Annotated in this window: 12 protein-coding genes; 5 read left to right on the top strand and 7 right to left on the bottom strand. The window is 59.1% G+C overall.

The window, feature by feature from the left end; genetic code table 11:
• Nucleotides 1–106: 106 nt before the first annotated feature.
• Nucleotides 107–4,060, bottom strand: coding sequence for a trifunctional transcriptional regulator/proline dehydrogenase/L-glutamate gamma-semialdehyde dehydrogenase (gene putA / locus CQ009_RS10340; protein ID WP_105705973.1), 3,954 nt, complete (start codon nucleotides 4,058–4,060; stop codon nucleotides 107–109).
• 458 nt (nucleotides 4,061–4,518) lie between these two features.
• Between putA and putP the strand changes: the two genes are divergently transcribed.
• From putP to CQ009_RS10320, 4 genes are all read left to right on the top strand, one after another.
• Nucleotides 4,519–6,003 carry a sodium/proline symporter PutP gene (putP, locus tag CQ009_RS10335; RefSeq protein WP_064387770.1) on the top strand — a complete coding sequence of 495 codons (1,485 nt, stop codon included), beginning with the start codon at nucleotides 4,519–4,521 and terminating at the stop codon, nucleotides 6,001–6,003.
• Nucleotides 6,004–6,355: 352 nt separating this feature from the next.
• Nucleotides 6,356–8,371: a type VI secretion system tip protein VgrG gene (gene tssI / locus CQ009_RS10330; protein ID WP_105705971.1), complete on the top strand. Its 2,016-nt coding sequence runs from the start codon at nucleotides 6,356–6,358 to the stop codon at nucleotides 8,369–8,371.
• Nucleotides 8,361–9,074, top strand: coding sequence for a DUF4123 domain-containing protein (locus tag CQ009_RS10325; RefSeq protein WP_105705967.1), 714 nt, complete (start codon nucleotides 8,361–8,363; stop codon nucleotides 9,072–9,074). Before tssI ends, CQ009_RS10325 begins: the two co-directional genes overlap by 11 nt.
• Nucleotides 9,075–9,410: 336 nt before the next feature.
• On the top strand, nucleotides 9,411–9,731 hold the full coding sequence (locus CQ009_RS10320) for a hypothetical protein (protein ID WP_064387773.1): 321 nt from the start codon (nucleotides 9,411–9,413) through the stop codon (nucleotides 9,729–9,731).
• A gap of 73 nt (nucleotides 9,732–9,804) precedes the next feature.
• On the opposite strand, the gene CQ009_RS10315 is transcribed toward CQ009_RS10320, so the two are convergent.
• Nucleotides 9,805–10,218 carry a hypothetical protein gene (locus CQ009_RS10315; protein WP_105705964.1) on the bottom strand — a complete coding sequence of 138 codons (414 nt, stop codon included), beginning with the start codon at nucleotides 10,216–10,218 and terminating at the stop codon, nucleotides 9,805–9,807.
• Nucleotides 10,219–10,723: 505 nt separating this feature from the next.
• Between CQ009_RS10315 and CQ009_RS10305 the strand changes: the two genes are divergently transcribed.
• Nucleotides 10,724–11,563: a 23S rRNA (adenine(2030)-N(6))-methyltransferase RlmJ gene (locus CQ009_RS10305; protein WP_064387776.1), complete on the top strand. Its 840-nt coding sequence runs from the start codon at nucleotides 10,724–10,726 to the stop codon at nucleotides 11,561–11,563.
• Nucleotides 11,564–11,726: 163 nt separating this feature from the next.
• Here the strand turns inward: CQ009_RS10305 and msrA are convergent, their stop codons facing one another.
• The 5 genes from msrA to aceE form a co-directional block, all read right to left on the bottom strand.
• On the bottom strand, nucleotides 11,727–12,392 hold the full coding sequence (gene msrA, locus CQ009_RS10300; RefSeq protein WP_105705958.1) for a peptide-methionine (S)-S-oxide reductase MsrA: 666 nt from the start codon (nucleotides 12,390–12,392) through the stop codon (nucleotides 11,727–11,729).
• Nucleotides 12,393–12,587: 195 nt separating this feature from the next.
• Nucleotides 12,588–15,284, bottom strand: a complete 2,697-nt coding sequence (locus CQ009_RS10295) for a bifunctional diguanylate cyclase/phosphodiesterase (RefSeq protein WP_064387778.1) — start codon at nucleotides 15,282–15,284, stop codon at nucleotides 12,588–12,590.
• Nucleotides 15,285–15,534: 250 nt separating this feature from the next.
• Nucleotides 15,535–16,932: an alkaline phosphatase D family protein gene (locus CQ009_RS10290; protein ID WP_105705956.1), complete on the bottom strand. Its 1,398-nt coding sequence runs from the start codon at nucleotides 16,930–16,932 to the stop codon at nucleotides 15,535–15,537.
• Between the two features lie 279 nt (nucleotides 16,933–17,211).
• Nucleotides 17,212–19,176, bottom strand: coding sequence for a dihydrolipoyllysine-residue acetyltransferase (gene aceF / locus CQ009_RS10285; protein ID WP_105705954.1), 1,965 nt, complete (start codon nucleotides 19,174–19,176; stop codon nucleotides 17,212–17,214).
• Nucleotides 19,177–19,187: 11 nt separating this feature from the next.
• Nucleotides 19,188–21,833, bottom strand: coding sequence for a pyruvate dehydrogenase (acetyl-transferring), homodimeric type (aceE, locus tag CQ009_RS10280; protein WP_008081364.1), 2,646 nt, complete (start codon nucleotides 21,831–21,833; stop codon nucleotides 19,188–19,190).
• Between the last annotated feature and the right edge of the window lie 298 nt (nucleotides 21,834–22,131).

Raw genomic sequence — 22,131 nt, 5'->3', positions numbered from 1 at the left:
TGTCAGACACATTTATTTTAACTGACAGACCGCTATCGCGAGCAGGCTCACTCCTACAGGGTTTACATTCCAGGCGACCGTTGCGGGCGCCTGGAGTTACAGCGGTTTAGCCGATGGTCATCAGGCTGGCATTACCACCCGCCGCAGCGGTGTTAACACTCAACGCCCGCTCAATCACCAGGCGCTCAAGGGCAATGTTGGTCTCGCCCTGGGACAAGCCCTGAACCCCAACGATCGCGCCGGCACGCTTGGCAATCTGCTGGCAAACGCCGCGCAACTGGTCGGAATGGCCGTGATGCAGAACCGCATCGAACACCACCTCATCCTTGTTCCAGTCAGCAACCAGCTTGATCCGCGCCTGAATCTCCTTCGGCAGGCGTGCGAACAAGGCCTTGCTGATGTCGGACTCCGGCCATACCGCCGAACCGCCTACGGCCAATACCGCAGCCAGTTGGGTCAACAGATCACCTTCAACCTCGGCCAGGCACAGCACATGCTCACGCGGCAGGATGGCGTAGCTGTTTTTTTCACCAGTCGGGCCGGCCAGCATGCGGGTAATGCCGCTCTGCGATTGCGCAGCGTACTGCACGCACAGAGTGCTCAAGTCGGCGTACTTGTTGCTTTCAGCCCAGGCTTTCAGGGCGTTCAGCGGTTTGCTCATGGCATCGCGCAGTCGAACGTCCGGGGCAACAACGGCGTCACCGCGAGCGAAGGATTGTTCGATGGCATCCGTAGGACGTGTCGCCAACAAGCGGTACAGGTACAGCGGACCACCAGCCTTCGGACCCGTACCCGACAGGCCTTCGCCGCCGAATGGCTGCACGCCGACCACGGCACCAACGATGTTGCGGTTAACGTAGACGTTGCCGGCGTTGACGTTGTCGATCACCTTGGCGATGGTCTCGTCGATCCGGGTGTGCACGCCCAGCGTCAGGCCATAGCCGGAAGCGTTGATCTGGCCGATCAGTTGATCGATCTCTTTGCGCTTGTAGCGCACCACGTGCAGCACCGGGCCGAAGATCTCGCGTTGCAGCTCGTCGAAGCTTTCCAGCTCGATCAGGGTCGGCATGACGAAGGTGCCGCGTTTGACTTCTTCGGTGTCGGCGATAGCCACCTGGTACACATTGCGACCTTTATCGCGCATGCCCTGGATGTGCTTGTCGATGCCAGCCTTGGCTTCGGCGTCGATCACCGGGCCGATGTCCACCGATAGGCGCTCAGGGTTGCCGAGACGGCTTTCGGCCATGGCACCTTTGAGCATTTCGATGACGCGATCGGCGGAATCTTCCTGCAGGCACAGTACGCGCAGCGCCGAGCAGCGCTGACCAGCGCTGTCGAAAGCCGAGGACACCACGTCGATCACGACTTGTTCGGTCAGTGCCGAGGAGTCGACGATCATGGCGTTCTGGCCACCGGTTTCGGCGATCAGCGGAATCGGACGGCCCTGGCTGTCGAGACGGCCAGCGATGTTGCGTTGCAGCAGGCGCGCGACTTCGGTGGAACCGGTGAACATCACGCCTTTGACGCGCTCATCGCCGACCAGACCGGCGCCGACGGTTTCACCGCGACCCGGCAGCAGTTGCAGCACGCCTTCCGGAATTCCGGCTTCAAGCAGCAAACGCACGGCTTGAGCGGCAACCAGCGGAGTTTGTTCAGCCGGTTTGGCCAATACCGGGTTACCGGCAGCCAGTGCCGCAGCGACTTGGCCACTGAAGATCGCCAATGGGAAGTTCCACGGGCTGATGCATACAACTGGGCCCAATGGACGGTGGGCGTCATTGCTGAAATCGTTGCGAGCCTGCACCGCGTAGTAACGCAGGAAGTCGACGGCTTCGCGGACTTCGGCGATGGCGTTAGCGTAGGTCTTGCCGGCTTCGCGAGCCAACAGGCCCATCAGCGGCTGGATCTCGCTTTCCATCAAATCAGCGGCACGTTCCAGAATCGCTGCGCGTTCGGCCGGCGGGGTGGCCTGCCAGATCGGTGCAGCGTTCAGCGCGCATTGAATGGCGTTGTCGACGTCTTCGACGGTGGCTTCCTGAACGTGACCGACCACATCACGGTGATCTGCCGGGTTCAGCACGGGCGCAGGGGTTTCAGTGCTGGACGCGCAACCGAGCATCGGCGCGGCTTTCCAGTCGGTGTGGGCAGTGGCGAGCAGGGCGCAGGACAGCGAAGCCAGACGATGTTCGTTGGCCATGTCGATGCCGCTGGAGTTGGCGCGCTCAGCACCGTACAGATCACGCGGCAGCGGAATGCGCGGGTGCGGCAGGCCGAAGCCACCTTCCACGGTCGCCATCTGCTCGATCTGCGCTACCGGATCGGCCACCAATTCCTGAATCGAAATCGACTGGTCGGCGATACGGTTGACGAACGAAGTGTTCGCGCCGTTTTCCAGCAAGCGACGTACGAGGTAGGCGAGCAGGGTTTCGTGAGTACCGACCGGCGCGTACACGCGGCACGGACGGTTCAGCTTGCCTTCGGAAACTTTGCCTACAACTTGTTCGTAAAGCGGTTCGCCCATGCCGTGCAGGCACTGGAATTCGTACTGGCCGGGGTAATAGTTCTGACCGGCAATGTGGTAAATGGCCGACAGGGTGTGGGCGTTGTGCGTGGCGAACTGCGGGTAGATGACTTCCGGCACCGACAGCAGTTTGCGTGCGCAAGCGATGTAGGAAACGTCGGTGTACACCTTGCGGGTGTAGACCGGATAGCCTTCCAGGCCTTCGACCTGGGCGCGCTTGATTTCGCTGTCCCAGTACGCGCCTTTCACCAGGCGGATCATCAGGCGATGACGGCTGCGACGGGCCAGATCGATCACGTAGTCGATCACGTACGGGCAACGCTTCTGGTAAGCCTGGATCACGAAACCTATGCCGTTCCAGCCAGTCAGTTGCGGCTCGAAACACAGGCGCTCAAGCAGATCCAGCGACAGTTCGAGACGGTCGGCTTCTTCGGCGTCGATGTTCAGGCCGATGTCGTATTGCTTGGCCAGCAGGGTCAGCGACAGCAGGCGCGGGTACAGCTCGTCCATCACACGCTCGTACTGCGCACGGCTGTAACGCGGGTGCAGTGCCGACAGTTTGATGGAAATGCCCGGGCCTTCATAAATCCCACGACCGTGGGACGCTTTGCCGATCGAGTGGATGGCTTGTTCGTACGACGCCAGGTATTTCTGCGCGTCGTGCTCGGTCAGCGCCGCTTCACCGAGCATGTCGTAGGAATAACGGAAGCCCTTGGCTTCGAACTTACTCGCGTTGGCCAGCGCTTCGGCGATGGTTTCGCCGGTGACGAACTGCTCGCCCATCAGGCGCATGGCCATGTCGACGCCCTTGCGGATCATCGGCTCGCCGCTCTTGCCGATGATGCGGCTCAAGGACGACGTCAGGCCGGCTTCGTTGTGCGTCGAGACCAGTTTGCCGGTCAACAGCAAGCCCCAGGTTGCGGCGTTGACAAACAGCGACGGGCTGTTGCCCAGGTGTGGGTGCCAGTTGCCGGTGCTGATCTTGTCGCGGATCAGCGCATCGCGAGTGCCCTTGTCCGGGATACGCAGCAGCGCTTCGGCCAGGCACATCAGCGCCACGCCTTCCTGGGACGACAGGGAAAATTCCTGCAGCAGACCCTGAACAATGCCTGCACGACCGCCGGCACTTTTCTGGTTACGCAGTTTTTCCGCGATAGATGCGGCGAGTTTGTTGGTGGCTTCGGCCATTGGCGCTGGCAGGCGAGCCTGCTCGATCAGCATTGGCACCACTTCCGGCTCAGGGCGGCGGTAAGCGGCAGTGATCGAAGCGCGCAGTACGGATTGCGGCAGGATGCTCTCGGCGAACTCCAGGAAGCACTGGTGTGCGTGATCGGCGTGGACTTCGCCCGCCTCATCGGCGTCCTTGGCGGTCAAACCGTTCAGCTCGGTCAGGGTTGCACCACCCTCGAGTTTTTCCAGGTAATTGAAAATTGCCTGCTTGATCAGCCAGTGCGGCGTGCGATCAATCGAGGTTGCGGCGGCCTTCAGGCGCTCGCGGGTCGGGTCATCGAGTTTGACCCCAAGGGTGGTGGTAGCCATATTTTTATCCTCATGGTTGCCACAGTTGCGTGGCATCAGCTGGCCGCAAGATTAGCCGTGCACTGAAAGAGGTGCAACCGGGTGCAACCCTTTTTTTGTCGGAATAATAGGCAGCTCGTCAGGAATTATTTTCTGGTACGAAAGTGCTGCTCCTGCTTGGTGCTTTTGCTTCTAGCAAAGGGCCATGACTGCCACAAAAGGGAGCAAAAACGGGGTGATTGTCGATAAATCCGACTAGGTGCAACTAATTCTCGCGAAACTGGTTGCACCTTATTTGATTTGTTGCATAGCATTCGCGCCCTAGGTGCAACCGGGAATAACCCGGTGTACCGGCTGATGGCTTTCCTGGGGAAACATCAGTCCTAAATGCGCGGGATCCCGGATCGTCTGCCAAACGTCGTCGTTTGCGTGCGGTTCACCACCGCCGCTACATAAAAACAAAGCCAGGGCGTAACTTAATGAGCGTTAGCAATCCAACCCTGATCACGTTCGTGATCTACATCGCAGCAATGGTGCTGATCGGCTTCATGGCCTATCGCTCCACCAACAACCTTTCTGACTATATTCTGGGCGGCCGTAGCCTGGGCAGCGTTGTTACGGCGCTATCTGCCGGTGCTTCCGACATGAGCGGCTGGTTGTTGATGGGCCTGCCGGGCGCCATCTACATGTCCGGTCTGTCCGAAAGCTGGATCGCCATCGGCCTGATCGTCGGTGCCTACCTGAACTGGTTGTTCGTTGCTGGCCGTCTGCGTGTGCAGACCGAGCACAATGGCGATGCTCTGACCCTGCCGGACTACTTCTCCAGCCGTTTCGAAGACAAAAGCGGCCTGCTGCGCATCATTTCGGCGATCGTGATTCTGGTGTTCTTCACCATTTACTGCGCTTCCGGCATCGTCGCTGGCGCCCGTCTGTTCGAAAGCACCTTCGGCATGTCCTACGAGACAGCGCTGTGGGCCGGTGCTGCGGCGACGATTGCCTACACCTTCGTTGGCGGTTTCCTCGCGGTGAGCTGGACTGACACCGTACAAGCCACGCTGATGATTTTCGCGCTGATCCTCACGCCGATCATCGTCCTGCTGGCCACCGGCGGCGTCGACACCACGTTCCTCGCTATCGAAGCCAACGATCCAAGCAACTTCGACATGCTCAAAGGCACCACTTTCATCGGCATCATCTCGCTGATGGGCTGGGGTCTGGGCTACTTCGGTCAGCCGCACATTCTGGCGCGCTTCATGGCCGCTGACTCGGTGAAGTCGATTGCCAACGCCCGTCGCATCTCCATGACCTGGATGATCCTGTGCCTGGGCGGCACCGTGGCGGTGGGCTTCTTCGGTATCGCTTACTTCTCGGCACACCCGGAAGTGGCCGGTCCCGTGACCGAGAACCACGAGCGTGTGTTCATCGAGCTGGCGAAAATCCTCTTCAATCCATGGATTGCCGGTGTGCTGCTGTCGGCCATTCTGGCTGCTGTGATGAGTACCCTGAGCTGCCAGTTGCTGGTGTGCTCGAGTGCCCTGACCGAAGACTTCTACAAAACCTTCCTGCGTAAATCCGCCTCCCAGGTTGAACTGGTCTGGGTCGGCCGCGCCATGGTGCTGTTGGTTGCACTGATCGCCATCGGCCTGGCTGCCAACCCGGAAAACCGCGTACTGGGCCTGGTGTCCTACGCTTGGGCTGGTTTCGGTGCTGCGTTCGGTCCGGTGGTGCTGATTTCGGTGATCTGGAAAGGCATGACCCGCGACGGCGCACTGGCCGGTATCCTGGTCGGCGCGATCACCGTGGTGGTCTGGAAGCATTTCGAACTGCTGGGTCTGTACGAAATCATTCCGGGCTTCATCTTCGCCAGCCTGGCCATCTTCATCGTCAGCAAACTCGGCGCGCCGACTGCTGGCATGGTGCAGCGCTTCGAAGCGGCGGAAAAAGATTTCCACCTGAACAAGTGATTGTTCTGAGCTAGCGCTCACGCGAAAACGGCCCGTTTCCTACAGGAGGCGGGCCGTTTTTTTGTGCCTGTGATTTATCTGATTCACCGCGCTCCCCTGTAGGAGTGAGCCTGCTCGCGATAGCGTTGTGTCAGTCGACATCAATGCTGAATGTCAGACCGCTATCGCGAGCAGGCTCACTCCTACAAGGGATGGTGGTGGGTTTGGGGGATTTGTCTGTAGTTGAAGGCGCTGCTTTTTGCAGGGTTTTTCAACAATAGAAGTAGGAGAAATCTGATTTTCCCGTCACCCATTCATCACCCCTTGCCCCTCATGCAGAATCGCCCGCCCTCACACTGCAGAGAGACATCGGATGTTCGCGCCTGCCAATCAACCGCGTTTCACGTTGACCCTCGAAGTCGCCCAGCATGACCTCGAAGTCCTTGAGTTCACGGGCAAGGAAGCCATCAGCCAACCGTTTCGTTTCGAGCTGGAACTGGTCAGTGAGCGGCCAGATCTGGACCTCGAAAGCCTGCTGCACTGTCAGGCGTTTCTGAGTTTTGATGCTCAGGGCTCCGGCGTTCACGGTCAGATTTATCAGGTCGGGCAGGGCGATTCCGGGAAACGTTTGACGCGTTATCACTTAAGCCTTGTCCCGCGTCTGGCGTACCTCGCGCACCGCATCAATCAGCGGATCTTTCAGCATCAAACAGTGCCGCAAATCGTCGCGCAGGTACTCAAGGATCACTCGATCCTGCGCGATGCTTTTGAATTCCGCCTCGGCAGTGAATACCCGCCGCGTGAATATTGCGTGCAGTACGCCGAGAGTGATCTGGCGTTCATTCAGCGGCTGTGTGCCGAAGTCGGCATTCATTACCACTTTCAGCACAGTCCTGAAGGACATGTTTTGGTGTTCGGCGATGATCAGACGGTGTTTCCACGCCTCGCCGAACCAACGTTGTATTTGCCGGGCAGCGGCATGGCCGGTGGCGCGCCGGCGATCAATCGTTTCAACGTTCGCGTGGAAACCCGCACCAGTGTGGTGACCCGACGCGATTACAACTTCATCAAGCCGCGGCTGCAGTTGCAAAGCCGTGTCGACGGCGAGCAGCGCCCGGTGCTCGAGGACTATCACTTCCCCGGCCAATTCAACGATCGTGAAACCGGCAAGCACCTCGCTCAGCGGGCACTTGAGCGACATGTCGCCGATTTCCGTCAGGCCGAGGGCATCAGCGACGAATCCGCGTTGGTTTGCGGACATTTCCTGCAATTGATCGGCCATCCGCGCCACGACTGGAATGACCTGTGGCTGCTGACCACGGTTGAACACCTTGGTCGCCAGCCGCAAGTGCTGGAGGAGTCGGTGACCAGCGATGGCGAAGCTTTCCAGGGTTACCGTAATACCTTTCTCGCGACGCCATGGGACGTGTTCTTCCGCCCGGCGCTGGGGCCGGAGAAGCCGCGCATGCTTGGCTATCAACCGGCGGTGGTAACCGGGCCGAGCGATACGGAAATCCACTGCGACGAGTACGGTCGGGTCAAGGTGCAACTAGCCTGGGATCGCGACGGCGAGTTGAACGAACATTCCAGTTGCTGGCTGCGCGTTGCCACTAACTGGGCCCATGACCGTTACGGCAGCGTGTTGATTCCGCGAGTCGGCATGGAAGTACTGGTCGGCTTCATCGATGCCGACGCCGACAAACCGCTGGTCGTGGGCTGCCTGCCCAACGCCGCGACGCCGATCCCGCTGGATCTGCCGGCGGACAAGACCCGCAGCATTTTCCGCAGCCAGAGCAGCCCCGGCGGGGGCGGCTACAACGAACTGCGCATCGAGGATCGCAAGGGCGCCGAAGAAATCTACCTGCGCGCCCAGCGCAACTGGACGCAGCATGTGTTGCACGACCAGCAAGTGCAGGTCGACAACCAGCGCAGCATTGTCGTCACCGGCACCGCCAAACATGAATTGAAGGCCGACGAACGACGCATCACCCACGGCCAGCGGCAGACCGAAGTGAAGCAGGACGATCATCTGACGGTGGCGGGCGATCGGCATATCCGCGTGAGCAATCAGGCGATCAGCGCCAGTGGGCAATTCCACGTCAGCGCCGGTCAGCAAGTGGTCATTGACGGTGGCGCGAGTGCGACGATTCAGGCCGGCGGGCAATGGATCAACATCGGCCCCGGCGGCATTTTCAGCAGCGTGCCGATTGTAGTGGGTGGTGCGCCGATGGCGGCGATGAGTGCCGCGCCGGTTGTACCGGGATTGCCGGAGAAACTCGCCGCCGCGCCGGCAGCCATGCTGACTGCCGCACAAATCATGAGCTTCAAGGGTGATGCGCCATTCTGCGAAGAGTGCGAGCGTTGCAAGGACGGTCTCTGTGCAGCCTGATTTTCTTTTGCCTGCTGATTGGTTGGCGCGGGAGCCGTTGAAAGTATCCGAGCAATTGTTCGCGGTGTTCAGCAATGCCTGCGAGGCGAAGCCGCTTGAGGGCTGGCCAGAAATGGCGAGTCCGATTTGGGCCGGTACGATCTATGCCGAGTGGGAAGCGGTGATGCCTTACGTGGGAATTGTCGCCGCCAACAGTGAGTTTCTGCATTGGGTCGCCACTACCGAGTCGCGGGATTGGGGATGGTTGGCGGTTTCTTCGGCGAGTCTAGAAGAGGTGGTGGCGCACTTTCGCAGCCTGACCCAAGTGCTGATGCCTGGCGGGAAAACGGTGTTTTTTCGTTTTTGGGACGGGCGCTTTCTGTTGCCGATTTTACGGGCCGATGAGGTGGGCGCGGCGCAACTGTTTCCGCTGATCGGGCGTTGTTTGATCAATGGGCAGGCGCTGGAAATTGGTGGCAAGGCGCAGGTTTCAATGCGTGAGTTTCCGTGGTGGCAGGTACCGCTATCGGTGCTGGCGCAGCAGGGTGATCAGGTTCGAACCGCCAATGCGTTGCAGTGGTTGAGCGAAGAACATCCGACCCTTTTCGAGACCTTTCCTGAGGTGGTTTTGCGTTGCAAGGTGAGGCGGTTTTTTCAGGTTTCAATGTCGGAAGATTCGTCGCAATCGGCGTTACTGGCGTTTTTGCTGGCAGAATCGGAGTGAGTTTTCGGGGCGAAGGTCTCGGACGATTCCTTCGAGTTGCGGCGGTTTTCATGAACTGGTGGGCGGTGGGTTGCAGGGATAGTCTTTTCGTTGTCACTGCGAGAGCGGTGACAGGGCGTAGGACCCCTGTGAAATTCACCGCGCACCAGCGTTGTCGTTTGATTGCGGCACTTAATATGTGTCCGTAGCATCGTTTGCGGCAGCTGTGCGCGGGAACGCTTCGGCGTGACTGAGTTTGGTGGGTTTCTCAGTTTCCTACTCTCGCGTACGGCTGCCACCTATACCCGTAGGAAGGTCACTTGGCAGCCTCTCTAAACCTATTGAGGTAAAACTGATATGACTATGCTTAAACCCGATCCACCCTACGAAAAAATCATCCCCCATCCCGACAACCGCTTCATGGCCCTCACCGGCAATTGCAGTGACATGCCGACTCTGTTCATCGACACCCACGTGCCCCTCGACATCCTCATGGACGCCGCCAACCACCGTTTGCGCGCCGTGATCCAGGTGCTGGAAAACATGTGCATGCGCGGCTCGGTCGAATGCGACTCCGTCATCCTCAGCGACTTCGCCCAGCTCTGCGTGATCCCCTTGCGCGACGGCTGTGATGTGCTCGATGTCATCGGCAGGCGCCTGCGCAGCATGACCGCCTGAAAAAGATCAAAAGATCGTCCGAAGGCTCGGGCCGCGTTCGGACGATCTTTTGACGTTAAAGGAAATCAGTTAGTCAGTCAGGGATGTACGCATCCTGAGTTTTGATAAAGCGGTTGAACGCTTCGGAGTTGTAGACCTTCAGGCACGCAAGGAACACTACTTTTTCATTCGAGTATTTGCTGTTTGAAGGTGTCTGCTCGTAAGCCGTCAACAGGTAGTTTCGGGTTTCTTTGTAGGGATCGTGCAGCACCTGCAGCGTGTCTTCATTTTGCAGAATGGTATGCATGCCTTTGCCCATGAACGAATAAGCATTGGCGGACAGTGCAATGTCTTTTTCCAGCGCGGAGCGTTCGTTGAATGGTTTCAGAATGCAGTGGCTCAGGCCGTAGTTCTTTAGTGTCTGGCGTGCCTGTTCAATGTGGGTTTCGTCGGCACGGGCGAGGTATGGGCTAAACAGGCTGAATAAGCAGATGATCAGATATCGCATGAGTTTTTGACTTCCTGTCGCTTATGTTTTGCCAGTGTAATGCCATAAAAGCAAAGCCCCTCACCCTAGCCCTCTCCCAGAGGGAGAGGGGACTGACCGAGTCGTCTGGGTGATGTACGCCGACCTGCGACTTCAGCGGTGAACTTGGTTTGGTCAAGCCTGGATGGTGGTGTTCTTTCGGGGGACTGACCGAGTTCTGGGTGATGTACGCCGACCTGCGACTTTAGTGGTGAACTTCGCTTCGCCAAGCCTTGATATGAGTTTTCTTCAGGGGGCTGACCGAGTTGTCTGGGTGATGTACGCCGACCCCGCGCGGATCTTCGCTTGGCCAAACCTGAGACCACGCTGATCTTTCAGGTCGATGTCACTCGCAAGATCACCACCGTCAGTCCCCTCTCCCTCCGGGAGAGGGTTAGGGTGAGGGCAGGCTTTTGTCCGCTCGGCCGCCAACCCCTGACTTGCCGCGCGGTAAAAGGTAAACTTTGCGCCCTTCGCAGGAGCAGCCATGAATTATCGTCACGCCTTCCATGCCGGCAATCACGCCGATGTGTTCAAACACCTGACCTTGACCCGCCTCATCGCCCTGATGTCGCGCAAGGAGCAGCCGTTTGCCTATCTCGACACGCACGCCGGCATCGGTCTGTATGACTTGCAGGGCGATCAGGCCAATCGCACCGGCGAATATCTGGAAGGCATCGCGCGCTTGTGGGATCAGCCGGATCTGCCGGCGCTGACCGCCGACTACATGAAGGTGCTGCACGAGATGAACCCGGATGGCCAGTTGCGCTATTACCCGGGTTCGCCGGAGCTGGCGCGGCGTCTGACCCGGCCGCAGGATCGGGTGATGCTCAATGAGAAGCACCCGGAAGACGGCGTGCTGTTGAAAGACAACATGGCCGGTGATCGTCGGGTCAAGGTTCATCTGGGCGAGGGCTGGCACGTGCCGCGGGCGATGTTGCCGGTGCAGGAGAAGCGTGCGGTGATGTTGATCGACCCGCCGTTCGAACAGCTCGATGAAATGCAGCGTTGCGCGGCGTCGTTGAAAGAGGCGATTGGTCGGATGCGTCAAACCGTGGCAGCGATCTGGTATCCGGTGAAGGATCAGCGTGCGTTGCGGCGCTTCTATCAGGATCTGGCTGGCACCGGTGCGCCGAAACTGCTGCGCGTGGAGCTGCTGGTGCATCCGCTGGATACGCCGAACAGCTTGAACGGTTCGGGGATGGCGATTGCCAATCCGCCGTGGGGGCTGGAGGAAGAATTGCGTGAGCTGCTGCCGTGGTTGTCCAAAAAATTGGGCCAGACCCAGGGTGGGTGGCAGATGGATTGGTTGATTGCCGAGAGCTGATCAACGGCAAGATCAAAAGATCGCAGCCTGCGGCAGCTCCTACAGTGATCGTTCCCATGCTCTGCGTGGGAACGCCTCAATGGGCGCTCTGCGTCCGCTTTGGGACGCAGAGCGTCCCGGGCTGCATTCCCACGCGGAGCGTGGGAACGATCAACCGGCGGAGTTAGTTACCCGCCAGGCTCGGTGGCATGCACACGCCGGTGCCGCCAATCCCGCAGTAGCCCTCAGGATTCTTCGCCAGATACTGCTGGTGATACGTCTCAGCGAAGTACACGGTCGGCGCCTGTTCGATCTCGGTGCTGATTTCGCCCAGGCCTGCCTTCGACAGCTCAGCCTGATAGGTCGCCTTGCTCTTCAGCGCTGCGTCCAGGTGCTCTGGTGAAGTCGCGTAGATCACCGAACGATACTGCGTGCCGATGTCGTTGCCTTGGCGCATGCCCTGCGTCGGGTTGTGCAGTTCCCAGAACATCGCCAGCAGCTCTTCGTAGCTGACTTTGGCCTTGTCATACACCACCAATACCACTTCAGCGTGGCCGGTCAGGCCCGAGCAGACTTCTTCGTAGGTCGGGTTCGGTGTGAAGCCGCCGGCATAACCGACGACCGTGCTGACCACGCCTTCACGCTGCCAGAAGCGGCGCTCGGCGCCCCAGAAGCAGCCCAGACCGAAGATCGCAAAATCGACGTCCTGGAAAAACGGGCCAAGCAACGGGGTTTCTTCGAAGACGAAGTGCTTTTCAGGCAGGGTCATCGCGGTTTCGCGGCCGGGCAGAGCTTGTTCTTTGGTCGGGAGCACGTTTTTGTTCACCAGAATTTCCGAGCGCAGAACCATGATCGTTCCTCTCAGTCAGGTTGGATGTAAAAAGTCAGACCGCCAGTGTGCCCAATGATGCCCGACTTCGCACTATCCAATGCAGGAGCTGCCGAAGGCTCGGGCCGCGATCGGACGATCTTTTGACCTTGTCTTTGAAAAACAGGATCAAAAGATCGCAGCCTGCGGCAGCACCTACATGAGGGGTGGCGGGGGTTAGAGGCAGAGCGGGCCGCGCGGGTAGCGCTTGAGCGCCTGGATCAGTTCGCCGCCGGGGATCGGTCGGTCGAACAGGTAGCCCTGGCCGACGTCGCAACGGTGGCGGCGCAGGAACGCCAGTTGCTCGGCAGTCTCGATACCTTCGGCCACAACCTTGAGCTTGAGGTTGTGCGCCATGGCGATCACCGCTGAAGTGATTTCCATGTCGTCCTGGTTGTCGGGGATTTCGTGGATGAAGCTGCGATCGATCTTGATGATGTCGATCGGGAATTTCTTCAGATAGCTGAGCGACGAGTAACCGGTGCCGAAGTCGTCCATGGCCAGCGTCAGCCCGAGACGCTTGAGCTGATCGAGCTGCAAGTGGGTGTCTTCGGTGGCTTCCAGCAGCAGGCCTTCGGTCAGTTCCAGTTCGAGCAGGTGGGCCGGCAGCGCTTCTTCCTTGAGGATGTTGGCGATGGACGCCACCAGATCAGGATCGGAGAACTGCTTCGGCGACAGGTTGATCGCCACTTGCAGATTGCCCATACCGGCGGCGGTGAGCGATTTGCTCATGCGACAGGCCTGACGCGCAATCCACTTGCCGATCGGAATGATCAGGCCGGTTTCTTCCGCCACGCTGATGAATTGATCCGGGCGAATCATCCCGCGCTCCGGGTGGTTCCAGCGCAACAGTGCTTCCATGCCCAGCAAACGACCGCTGCGCAGGCATAGCTTCGGCTGATAGAACACATCCAGCTCATTCTGCGTCAGCGCGCGGCGCAGATTGTTCTCGACGAACAGTTTGTAGCTGGCCTCGGCGTTCAGCGCCTCGGTGAAGACTTGTACTTGATGCTTGCCGTTGGCCTTGGCCTTGTGCAGCGCCAGACCGGCGTTACGCATCAGGGTTTGCGGATCACGACCGTGCAGCGGCGCGCAGGCCAGGCCCACGGAGCCGGTGACGCTGATCAACTGGTTGTCGACGAACATCGGCTTGTCGAGGGTCGCCAGCAACTGGTTGGCGATTTTCTGGCCAGTCGCAAGGTCGGTCTCGTCGAGTAGCACGGCAAATTCGTTACTGGCGAAACGTGCGAGGCTGCCACTCGGGCTCAGGCTGTTGCGCAGACGCCGGGCCAGACTGATCAGCAGCTTGTCGCCGGTCTGGTGGCCGAGGCTGTCGTTGATCCGCTTGAAGTTGTCGATGTCGACCAGCAACAGGCTGATCGGGGTATCGCTATCCCGGGCGAAGCGTTCGTCCAGGTTACGGATAAACGCCGGGCGGTTACCGAGGTTGGTCAGGTTGTCGGTGTACGCCAGACGCTCGATGCGCTGCTGCGCCAGTTTGGTCTGGGTGATGTCTTCGTAGATGCCGATGTAGTGCGTCAGCTCACGGTTGTCGCCGTAGACCTTGGAGATCGACAACTGGCCCCAGTACGGTTCGAGGTTCTTCCGGCGGCTTTTGAATTCGCCCTGCCAACTGTTGCTCTTGGCCAGCGCGGAAGGCGCGTCGAATAGCAGCTCGCTGAGGTTTTCCAGGGCCGGTAGCTCGGACAAGCGCTGGCCGTGGACTTCTTCGGTGGTGTACTGGGTGATGGCGGTGAAGCTTGGGTTGACGTATTCGACCACGCCGTCGCAATTGACCAGCAAAAACGCGTTGGCGCTTTGCTCGACCGCCCGCTGGAACAGGTGCAGGGCGCTGGTGGCAGTGCGGCGGTTGTGGTTGTTGATGACTTGCGCGAACTGGTCGGCGAGCTCACCGGCAAAGGCGATTTCATCCGACTGCCAGGCACGGGTCATGCCTGTCTGCTCCAGACACAGCACGCCGACGACCTGGCCGTCGACACGGATGCTGGCATCGAGCATTGCGTTGACGTCCCGCGGGCGCAGCGCCTCGGCCATCTCGCGGGTGCGCGGGTCACGCATGGCATTGTGTGCGTCGATGGCGCGGCTGCTGTGCAACGCTTCCATGTAGTCAGGGAAGGTACTGACGTCGATCACGTCCGGCAGGATGTATTCCTGCGTCGTGCGGTGATACGCGGAGATCGGTACCAGTTGCTGGCCTTCGAGGTTCCACAGGCTGGCGCAGTCGATTTCATAGATATCGCAGGCGCAGCGGGTAATCAGTTCGGCGGCTTCCTGCAACGAGTTGTGCGTGCTGTAGCGCTGACGCGCGAGCAACAGAATCAAGTCCTGTTGGGCACGTACGCGTTCGAGGTGTTGCAGTTGTTCCTGCTGGGCGCGCTGGTTCAGTTCGAGGGCGATTTGCAGGCGCGAGTTCTGGGTTTCCAGATCGACCGAAGGCTGTAGCGGCTCTTCGGCGAACACTTCATCGACCGCCAGCAGGTAGCCGCGCAGCAGATGACGGTTGTGTTGTTTGTAGGCTTCGCCAAGTTCGAGGATGCTTAGCGCCCCGGCCGCAGTGTGCAGGGTATAGCGCACCAGATAATGTGGGCTGGCGGCCAGTTGTTGCTGGATCGCGTCATGCAGTTGATAGCGCGCTTCGGGCTCCATCAGGCTGGCGTAGGGTGAACCGACCAGAGCGCACAGCTCGACAGCCGGTTGACCGAATTGGCGTTCGCAGTTGGGATCGAGGAACAACATTGCCCAACTGGCTTCATTCAAGCGCTCGAAACGCAGCATGCCGAGCCGCGAGGGCACAGGCAACTGCGTCACTACCTCGGCCGCCATACGGCTGGCAGCATCGGGTTGGCTCTTCATGAAGGGAACTCGCTTGAAATATGCTGAACGCGGGGGCTCTCGCCCTCTTTAACGTTGCCTGGGGCAAGGTTGCATCATTGCGGCACTGACTGACAAGAGAGATGAAGGCCAAGTGCTATAAGAATGTGTCGGCTGCGTTGATCATTTCTCCAGCATGGGGGTGAAAAGAGCCAAACTTCGCAGCCTGCGGCAGCCCCTGCAGGGCAACGCGAGCAATGCAGGAGCTGCCGAAGGCTGCGATCTTTATCGCTTAGCGCAGTTTTATGGTGACCGACTGAAGTGGCTTGCCATCGCGATCATGGTAATTGATCAAAATATGATCACTCTCGACCAGCATATGAGCGAAGTTGTCCTGGCTGATGACTTCACTGGTCAATTCATGCACATAGTCACCCGCCGCCGTGCGCGCAAGGGGCTGATCGAGGACAAACGTTGACGCCTTGGCATACGGCAGCAGCTTGCTGTTGCACAGCGGCGAAGACACCACGGTGTGGATTTCGAAATCGGCATCCTCGCGATGGCGCAGGCGCGCAGTCAGCGAGCCGTGCACATCGCCGGAAACGATCACTACATTGTTTATCTTGTGCGTGCGCACGGTTTCCAGCAGCCGCAGTCGCTGCTCGGCAAAGCCTTGCCAGGCATCGTCGCCATTCGCTTGGCGATCCGGGAAGAACATCACGCTGGTGACGACAAACTTGACCCGCGCCTTGCTGTTGATCAGCCATTGGCATAAGGCATGTTCCTGAGCTTCATCGAAGATGCGGCGCTCAGCGCTCGACAGATCGCGTCGGCTGCGAGTGTCGGTGACAAACCATTCGATATCGGCATCGCTGAATTGATACCAGTAATGCTTGAGTGAAGCATGATCAAGTTGTCCGTTAGTTGTCAGTGCATAAGCCGGACTATGGCTGGCCTGGTATAGCTCGTATGCCGCCATGGCGTTGCGATATAACTCTTCATCTGAAGTTTCGGCATTCGCCGGCCAGTTATCTTCGATTTCATGATCATCAAGTATCATGTAAGTCGATGTACCCGACATCAGTCGTTTTATGCCCGGCTGTGAAAAGGCTGCGCGGTATTTGATGAGGATGTCTTTATAACTTCGATCGGGGGCGATGCGGTTCAGGTCATCGACATAAATCTGGTCGCCGGTCATGACGGTAGCGCTGATTGGCGGTTGCTGGCCTTCGATCAACTGGTTGATCGACGTAAAGATCCGGTCCCCCAGTAATGGCAGTACCGGCACGCCTGCCGTCAGGCGCAGATAGCGGCAGGAGCCGAGAATATAAGCGTGTGGCCGCAAGGGCTGGCTGCTGCGGGTACGCAAGCGATAAATCTCCCGCGGCCATTGCAGTGGCAATTCTGCGACGCTGTCCACGGTGTGGACCGGGCTCATCGGGCTGAACCAGCCGGTTTGAAATTCATACTCGGTATCCTCCAGCAAGTCCTGCAGGATGAATACTTCACACATGTCGCGTAGTTCGCCAAGTCTGCTGAACAGGGTGTTTGACCATGCTTGTGAGTTGCTCGGCCGATAACGCAGTCCGGCAAATACTTGTAGATTCTTTTGATATTCACCACGGACGAATATGCGTGCGTGGTTAGTTGTGCTGTGGCCAATAATGGGGCCGATCGTAGGTTTTAACATATTCGAGTCCATTCGAATGAGTGAAGGAAAGCGCATGCACTGCGCAAAAGTTGATGCCCTGACTTTGTTGTCGCAAGACTAGTTGCCGACAGAATAAAAATATCGGTGTGAAGTGGATTCAGGTCGTAGCCGATCTCAACGGGCTTTGTAGGAAAAGTACCAGTTGATAAAACTCAGGCAAAAAAAGCCCCGCCAAATTGACGGGGTTGAGGTGCGAGCGTGTGGCGCTCGAAAACGTGAAACACAAGCGGCCCGCCGTTACCGGAGGGCCGCCTGGGATTACAGCAGGATGGTGCGGATGTCCGCCAGCAGGCTGCCCAGACGCTGGGTGAAGCGTGCGGCAGCAGCGCCGTTGATCACACGGTGATCGTAGGACAACGACAGCGGCAGCATCAGTTTCGGCTGGAAGGCTTTGCCGTCCCAGACTGGCTGGATGGTTGCCTTGGAAACACCGAGAATCGCCACTTCTGGCGCGTTGACGATCGGCGTGAAGCCGGTGCCGCCAATGTGGCCGAGGCTGGAAATGGTGAAGCAGGCGCCCTGCATGTCGTCAGCAGTGAGCTTCTTGTCGCGGGCTTTGGCGGCCAGCGCAGCGGCTTCGGCTGCCAGTTGCAGCAGGCTCTTCTGGTCGACGTTCTTGATGACCGGTACCAGCAGGCCATCCGGGGTGTCGACGGCGAAGCCGATGTTGACGTATTTCTTGCGGATGATCGCTTTGCCGCTTGGCGCCAGCGAACTGTTGAAGTCCGGCAGTTCCTTGAGCATGTGCGCGCACGACTTGAGCAGCAGCGGCAGGATGGTCAGCTTGACGCCAGCCTTCTCTGCAACAGCTTTCTGCGCAACGCGGAAGGCTTCCAGCTCGGTGATATCAGCCGAATCGAACTGAGTCACGTGCGGGATGTTCAGCCAGCTGCGGTGCAGGCTCGACGCGCCGATCTGCATCAGGCGAGTCATCGGCACTTCTTCGATTTCGCCGAAACGGCTGAAATCGACGACCGGAATCGGCGGGATGCCCGCGCCACCGGTTGCGCCAGCAGCAGCGGCCGGTGCTTCCTTGGCCTTCTGCATCATCGCTTTGACGTAAACCTGCACGTCTTCTTTCAGGATACGACCGTGCGGGCCGCTGGCGCCGACAGCGTTCAGCTCGACGCCGAACTCACGGGCCAGTTGACGCACGGCTGGGCCGGCGTGAACTTTAGCGCCCGGCTTGGCCGGGGCTGCGGCTGGAGCGGCAGCAGGTGCAGGCGCAGCGGCAGCCGGAGCAGCAGCGGCAGGAGCACTTGGAGCAGCGGCGGCGGCAGCTGGAGCCGGGGCAGCAGCAGGTGCCGCGCCTTTGACTTTCAGCTTCAGAATCAGGTCGCCGGTACCGACTTCGTCATCCAGCTTGATGGAAACGCTTTCCACCACGCCAGCGGCAGGCGATGGAATTTCCATGCTCGCCTTGTCGGATTCCAGAGTGATCAGCGACTGGTCGGCTTCAACGCTGTCGCCAGCCTTGACCAACACTTCGATGATCTTGGCTTTGCCCGACGAACCGATGTCCGGAACGTGGATGTCCTGGACGCTGTCGGCAACCGGAGCTGCTGGCGCGGCTGCCGGAGCAGGCGCAGCGGCAGCGGCCGGAGCAGCAGCCTGAGCCGGAGCGGCAGCAGCAGGGGCCGCAGCACCCGCCACTTCCAGATCCAGAATCAGGTCGCCAGTGCCGACTTCGTCGTTGAGCTTGACGCTGATGGCCTTGACCACGCCAGCGGCAGGCGACGGGATTTCCATGCTCGCCTTGTCGGATTCCAGAGTGATCAACGATTGATCAGCCTCGACGGTATCGCCGACCTTGACCTGGATTTCGATGATCTGTGCCTTGCCCGACGAACCGATGTCCGGCACGTGCACTTGCTGAACCGATGCGGCAGCAGGGGCGGCGGCGGGTGCAGCGGCAGCAGGCGCGGCAGCCGGTTTGGCCTCCGCTTTTGCAGCCGGAGCAGCAGCCGGAGCAGGGGCCGCTTCAGCGGCGCCCTCGACTTCCAGCTCAAGCAGTTCGTCGCCTTCTTTCAGACGGTCGCCCAGCTTCACTTTCAGGCTCTTGATGACGCCGGCTTTCGGGGCCGGCACTTCCATGCTGGCCTTGTCCGATTCCAGGGTCAGGATGCTCTGGTCGGCTTCGATACGGTCGCCGACCTTCACAAACAGTTCAATTACTTCACCTTCACCGCTGCCGATGTCAGGTACGCGAATGAGTTCGCTCACAAAATGTCTCCTCAGCAGTCCAGTGGGTTGCGTTTTTCCGGGTCGATGCCGAACTTGGTGATGGCTTCAGCCACAACCTTAGGTTCGATATCACCACGGTCAGCCAGTGCTTCCAGGGCTGCCAACACCACGAAATGACGGTCGACTTCGAAGAAATGACGCAGTTTCTTGCGGCTGTCGCTGCGGCCGAAACCGTCGGTGCCCAGGACTTTGAATTCCTTGGACGGTACCCACTGACGGATCTGCTCGGCGAACAGCTTCATGTAGTCGGTAGAGGCAATGACCGGACCCTTACGGCCGTTCAGGCACTCTTCGACGTAGCTCAGCTTAGGCTTCTGGCCAGGCTTCAGACGGTTGCTGCGCTCGACAGCGAGGCCGTCGCGACGCAGTTCGTTGAAGCTGGTAACGCTCCAGACGTCAGCGCCAACGTTGAACTCTTCACGCAGAATCTTCGCCGCTTCACGGACTTCACGCAGGATGGTGCCGGAGCCCATCAGCTGGACGTGGTGCGCCGCATCGCGGGTGTCTTCTTCGAGCAGGTACATGCCTTTCTTGATGCCTTCTTCGGCACCGGCCGGCATGGCTGGCTGCTGGTACGACTCGTTCATCACGGTGATGTAGTAGAAGATGTCCTGTTGCTCTTCGGTCATCTTCTTCATGCCGTCCTGAATGATCACCGCCAGCTCGTAGCCGTAGGTCGGATCGTAGGTGCGGCAGTTCGGGATGGTCGCGGCCAGCAGGTGGCTGTGACCGTCTTCGTGTTGCAGACCTTCACCGTTCAGGGTGGTCCGGCCGGCGGTGCCGCCGATCAGGAAGCCACGGGTACGGCTGTCGCCAGCGGCCCAGGCCAGGTCACCGATACGCTGGAAGCCGAACATCGAGTAGAAGATGTAGAACGGCAGCATCGGCTGGTTGTGGCTGGAGTACGAAGTACCGGCAGCGATGAACGAGCTCATGGCGCCTGCTTCGTTGATGCCTTCTTCAAGGATCTGACCTTTCTGGTCTTCCTTGTAGAACATCACCTGGTCTTTATCGACTGGCTCGTAGAGCTGGCCGACGGACGAGTAGATACCGAGCTGACGGAACATGCCTTCCATACCGAAGGTACGGGCTTCGTCCGGGATGATCGGAACGATGCGCGGGCCGATTTCCTTGTCCTTGACCAGTTGCGCGAGGATCCGCACGAAGGCCATGGTGGTGGAAATTTCACGGTCGCCGGAACCGTCAAGGATGGCCTTGAGGGTGTCCAGATCCGGCGTCGGCACGCTGAAGCTTTGTGCGCGGCGCTGTGGCACGAAACCGCCCAGTGCAGTACGACGCTCGCTGAGGTAGCGGGCTTCGGCGCTGTTTGGCTCTGGCTTGAAGAACGGCAGGTTCTCCAGCTCTTCGTCCTTGACCGGGATGTCGAAACGATCGCGGAACAACTTCAGGCTGTCGACGTCGACTTTCTTGGTGTTGTGCGCAGTGTTTTTCGCTTCGCCGGCACCGGTGCCATAACCCTTGATGGTCTTGGCGAGGATAACGGTTGGTTGTTCTTTGTGGTTGACCGCTTCGTGGTACGCCGCATAGACCTTGTACGGGTCGTGGCCGCCACGGTTGAGTTTCCAGATCTCGTCGTCGGACAGATCAGCAACCATCGCCTTGAGTTCTGGCGTGTTGAAGAAATGTTCACGGACGAACGCGCCGTCTTTGGCTTTGTAGTTCTGGTACTCGCCGTCGATGACTTCGTCCATGCGACGTTGCAGGATACCGTCGACGTCTTTGGCCAGCAGTGGGTCCCAGAAACGGCCCCAGATGACTTTGGTCACGTTCCACTGAGCGCCGCGGAACACGCCTTCGAGTTCCTGGATGATCTTGCCGTTGCCGCGAACCGGGCCGTCGAGGCGCTGCAGGTTGCAGTTGATGACGAAGATCAGGTTGTCCAGCTTCTCGCGGCCGGCCAGGGAGATCGCGCCCAGGGATTCCGGCTCGTCGCACTCGCCGTCGCCCAGGAAGCACCAGACTTTCTGTTTGCCCGGCTGGATGAAACCGCGGTGTTCCAGGTACTTCATGAAGCGTGCCTGGTAGATCGCTTGAATCGGGCCCAGACCCATCGATACGGTCGGGAACTGCCAGAAGTCAGGCATCAGCCAAGGGTGCGGGTAGGACGACAGGCCCTGACCGTCGACTTCCTGGCGGAAGTTGTTCATCTGGTCTTCGGTGATGCGGCCTTCCATGAACGCACGGGCGTAAACGCCTGGCGAGGTGTGGCCCTGGAAGTAGATCAGGTCGCCGCCGTGTTCGTCGGTCGGGGCCTGGAAGAAGTAGTTGAAGCCGATGTCATACAGGGTCGCACTGGAAGCGAAGCTGGAGATGTGACCACCCAGGTCAGAATCTTTCAGGTTCGTACGCATTACCATGGCCATCGCGTTCCAGCGTACCAGCGAGCGAATGCGGCGTTCCATGAACAGGTCGCCAGGCATGCGTGCTTCGTGGGTTACCGGGATGGTGTTGCGGTAAGGCGTGGTGATGGCGTAAGGGAGCTGCGAACCGCTGCGGGTTGCGAGTTCACCCATACGGGTCATCAGATAGTGAGCACGGTCTTCGCCTTCTTTGTCGAGAACCGATTCCAGGGCGTCCAGCCATTCCTGGGTTTCGACGGGATCGAGGTCTTGCATGGCTTGCTCCAGGGCGGAAAGGCTTCCAGAATCGGTTGCCTGAGTTTGCGACTGGCCTTGTGGGCAGACGATTTAAAATTCTTGGATTGCCGTCAGGTTGTTCCGGCGGCGTGTAGTTTTACTACAAATCTTCCGGCATTTCAGCCTTTCGGATGTATAGACGAGTAGTAAAACTACAGATGAAAGGCTTGTGGCCTCCGACTGCGTTGTGAGAATAATCGTTAAGGTTGGTCGATTACCATCCGTAAAAGGTGAAACTTTGATGCTGGATGCTAAAGAAGAAGAAATTTCAGCTATT

The sequence above is a fragment of the Pseudomonas sp. MYb2 genome (assembly GCF_002979955.1).
In the GTDB taxonomy this organism is placed as follows: Bacteria; Pseudomonadota; Gammaproteobacteria; order Pseudomonadales; family Pseudomonadaceae; genus Aquipseudomonas.
The sequence above is the reverse complement of the archived record's forward strand: the minus strand, read 5'-3'. Positions and strand labels throughout refer to the sequence as shown.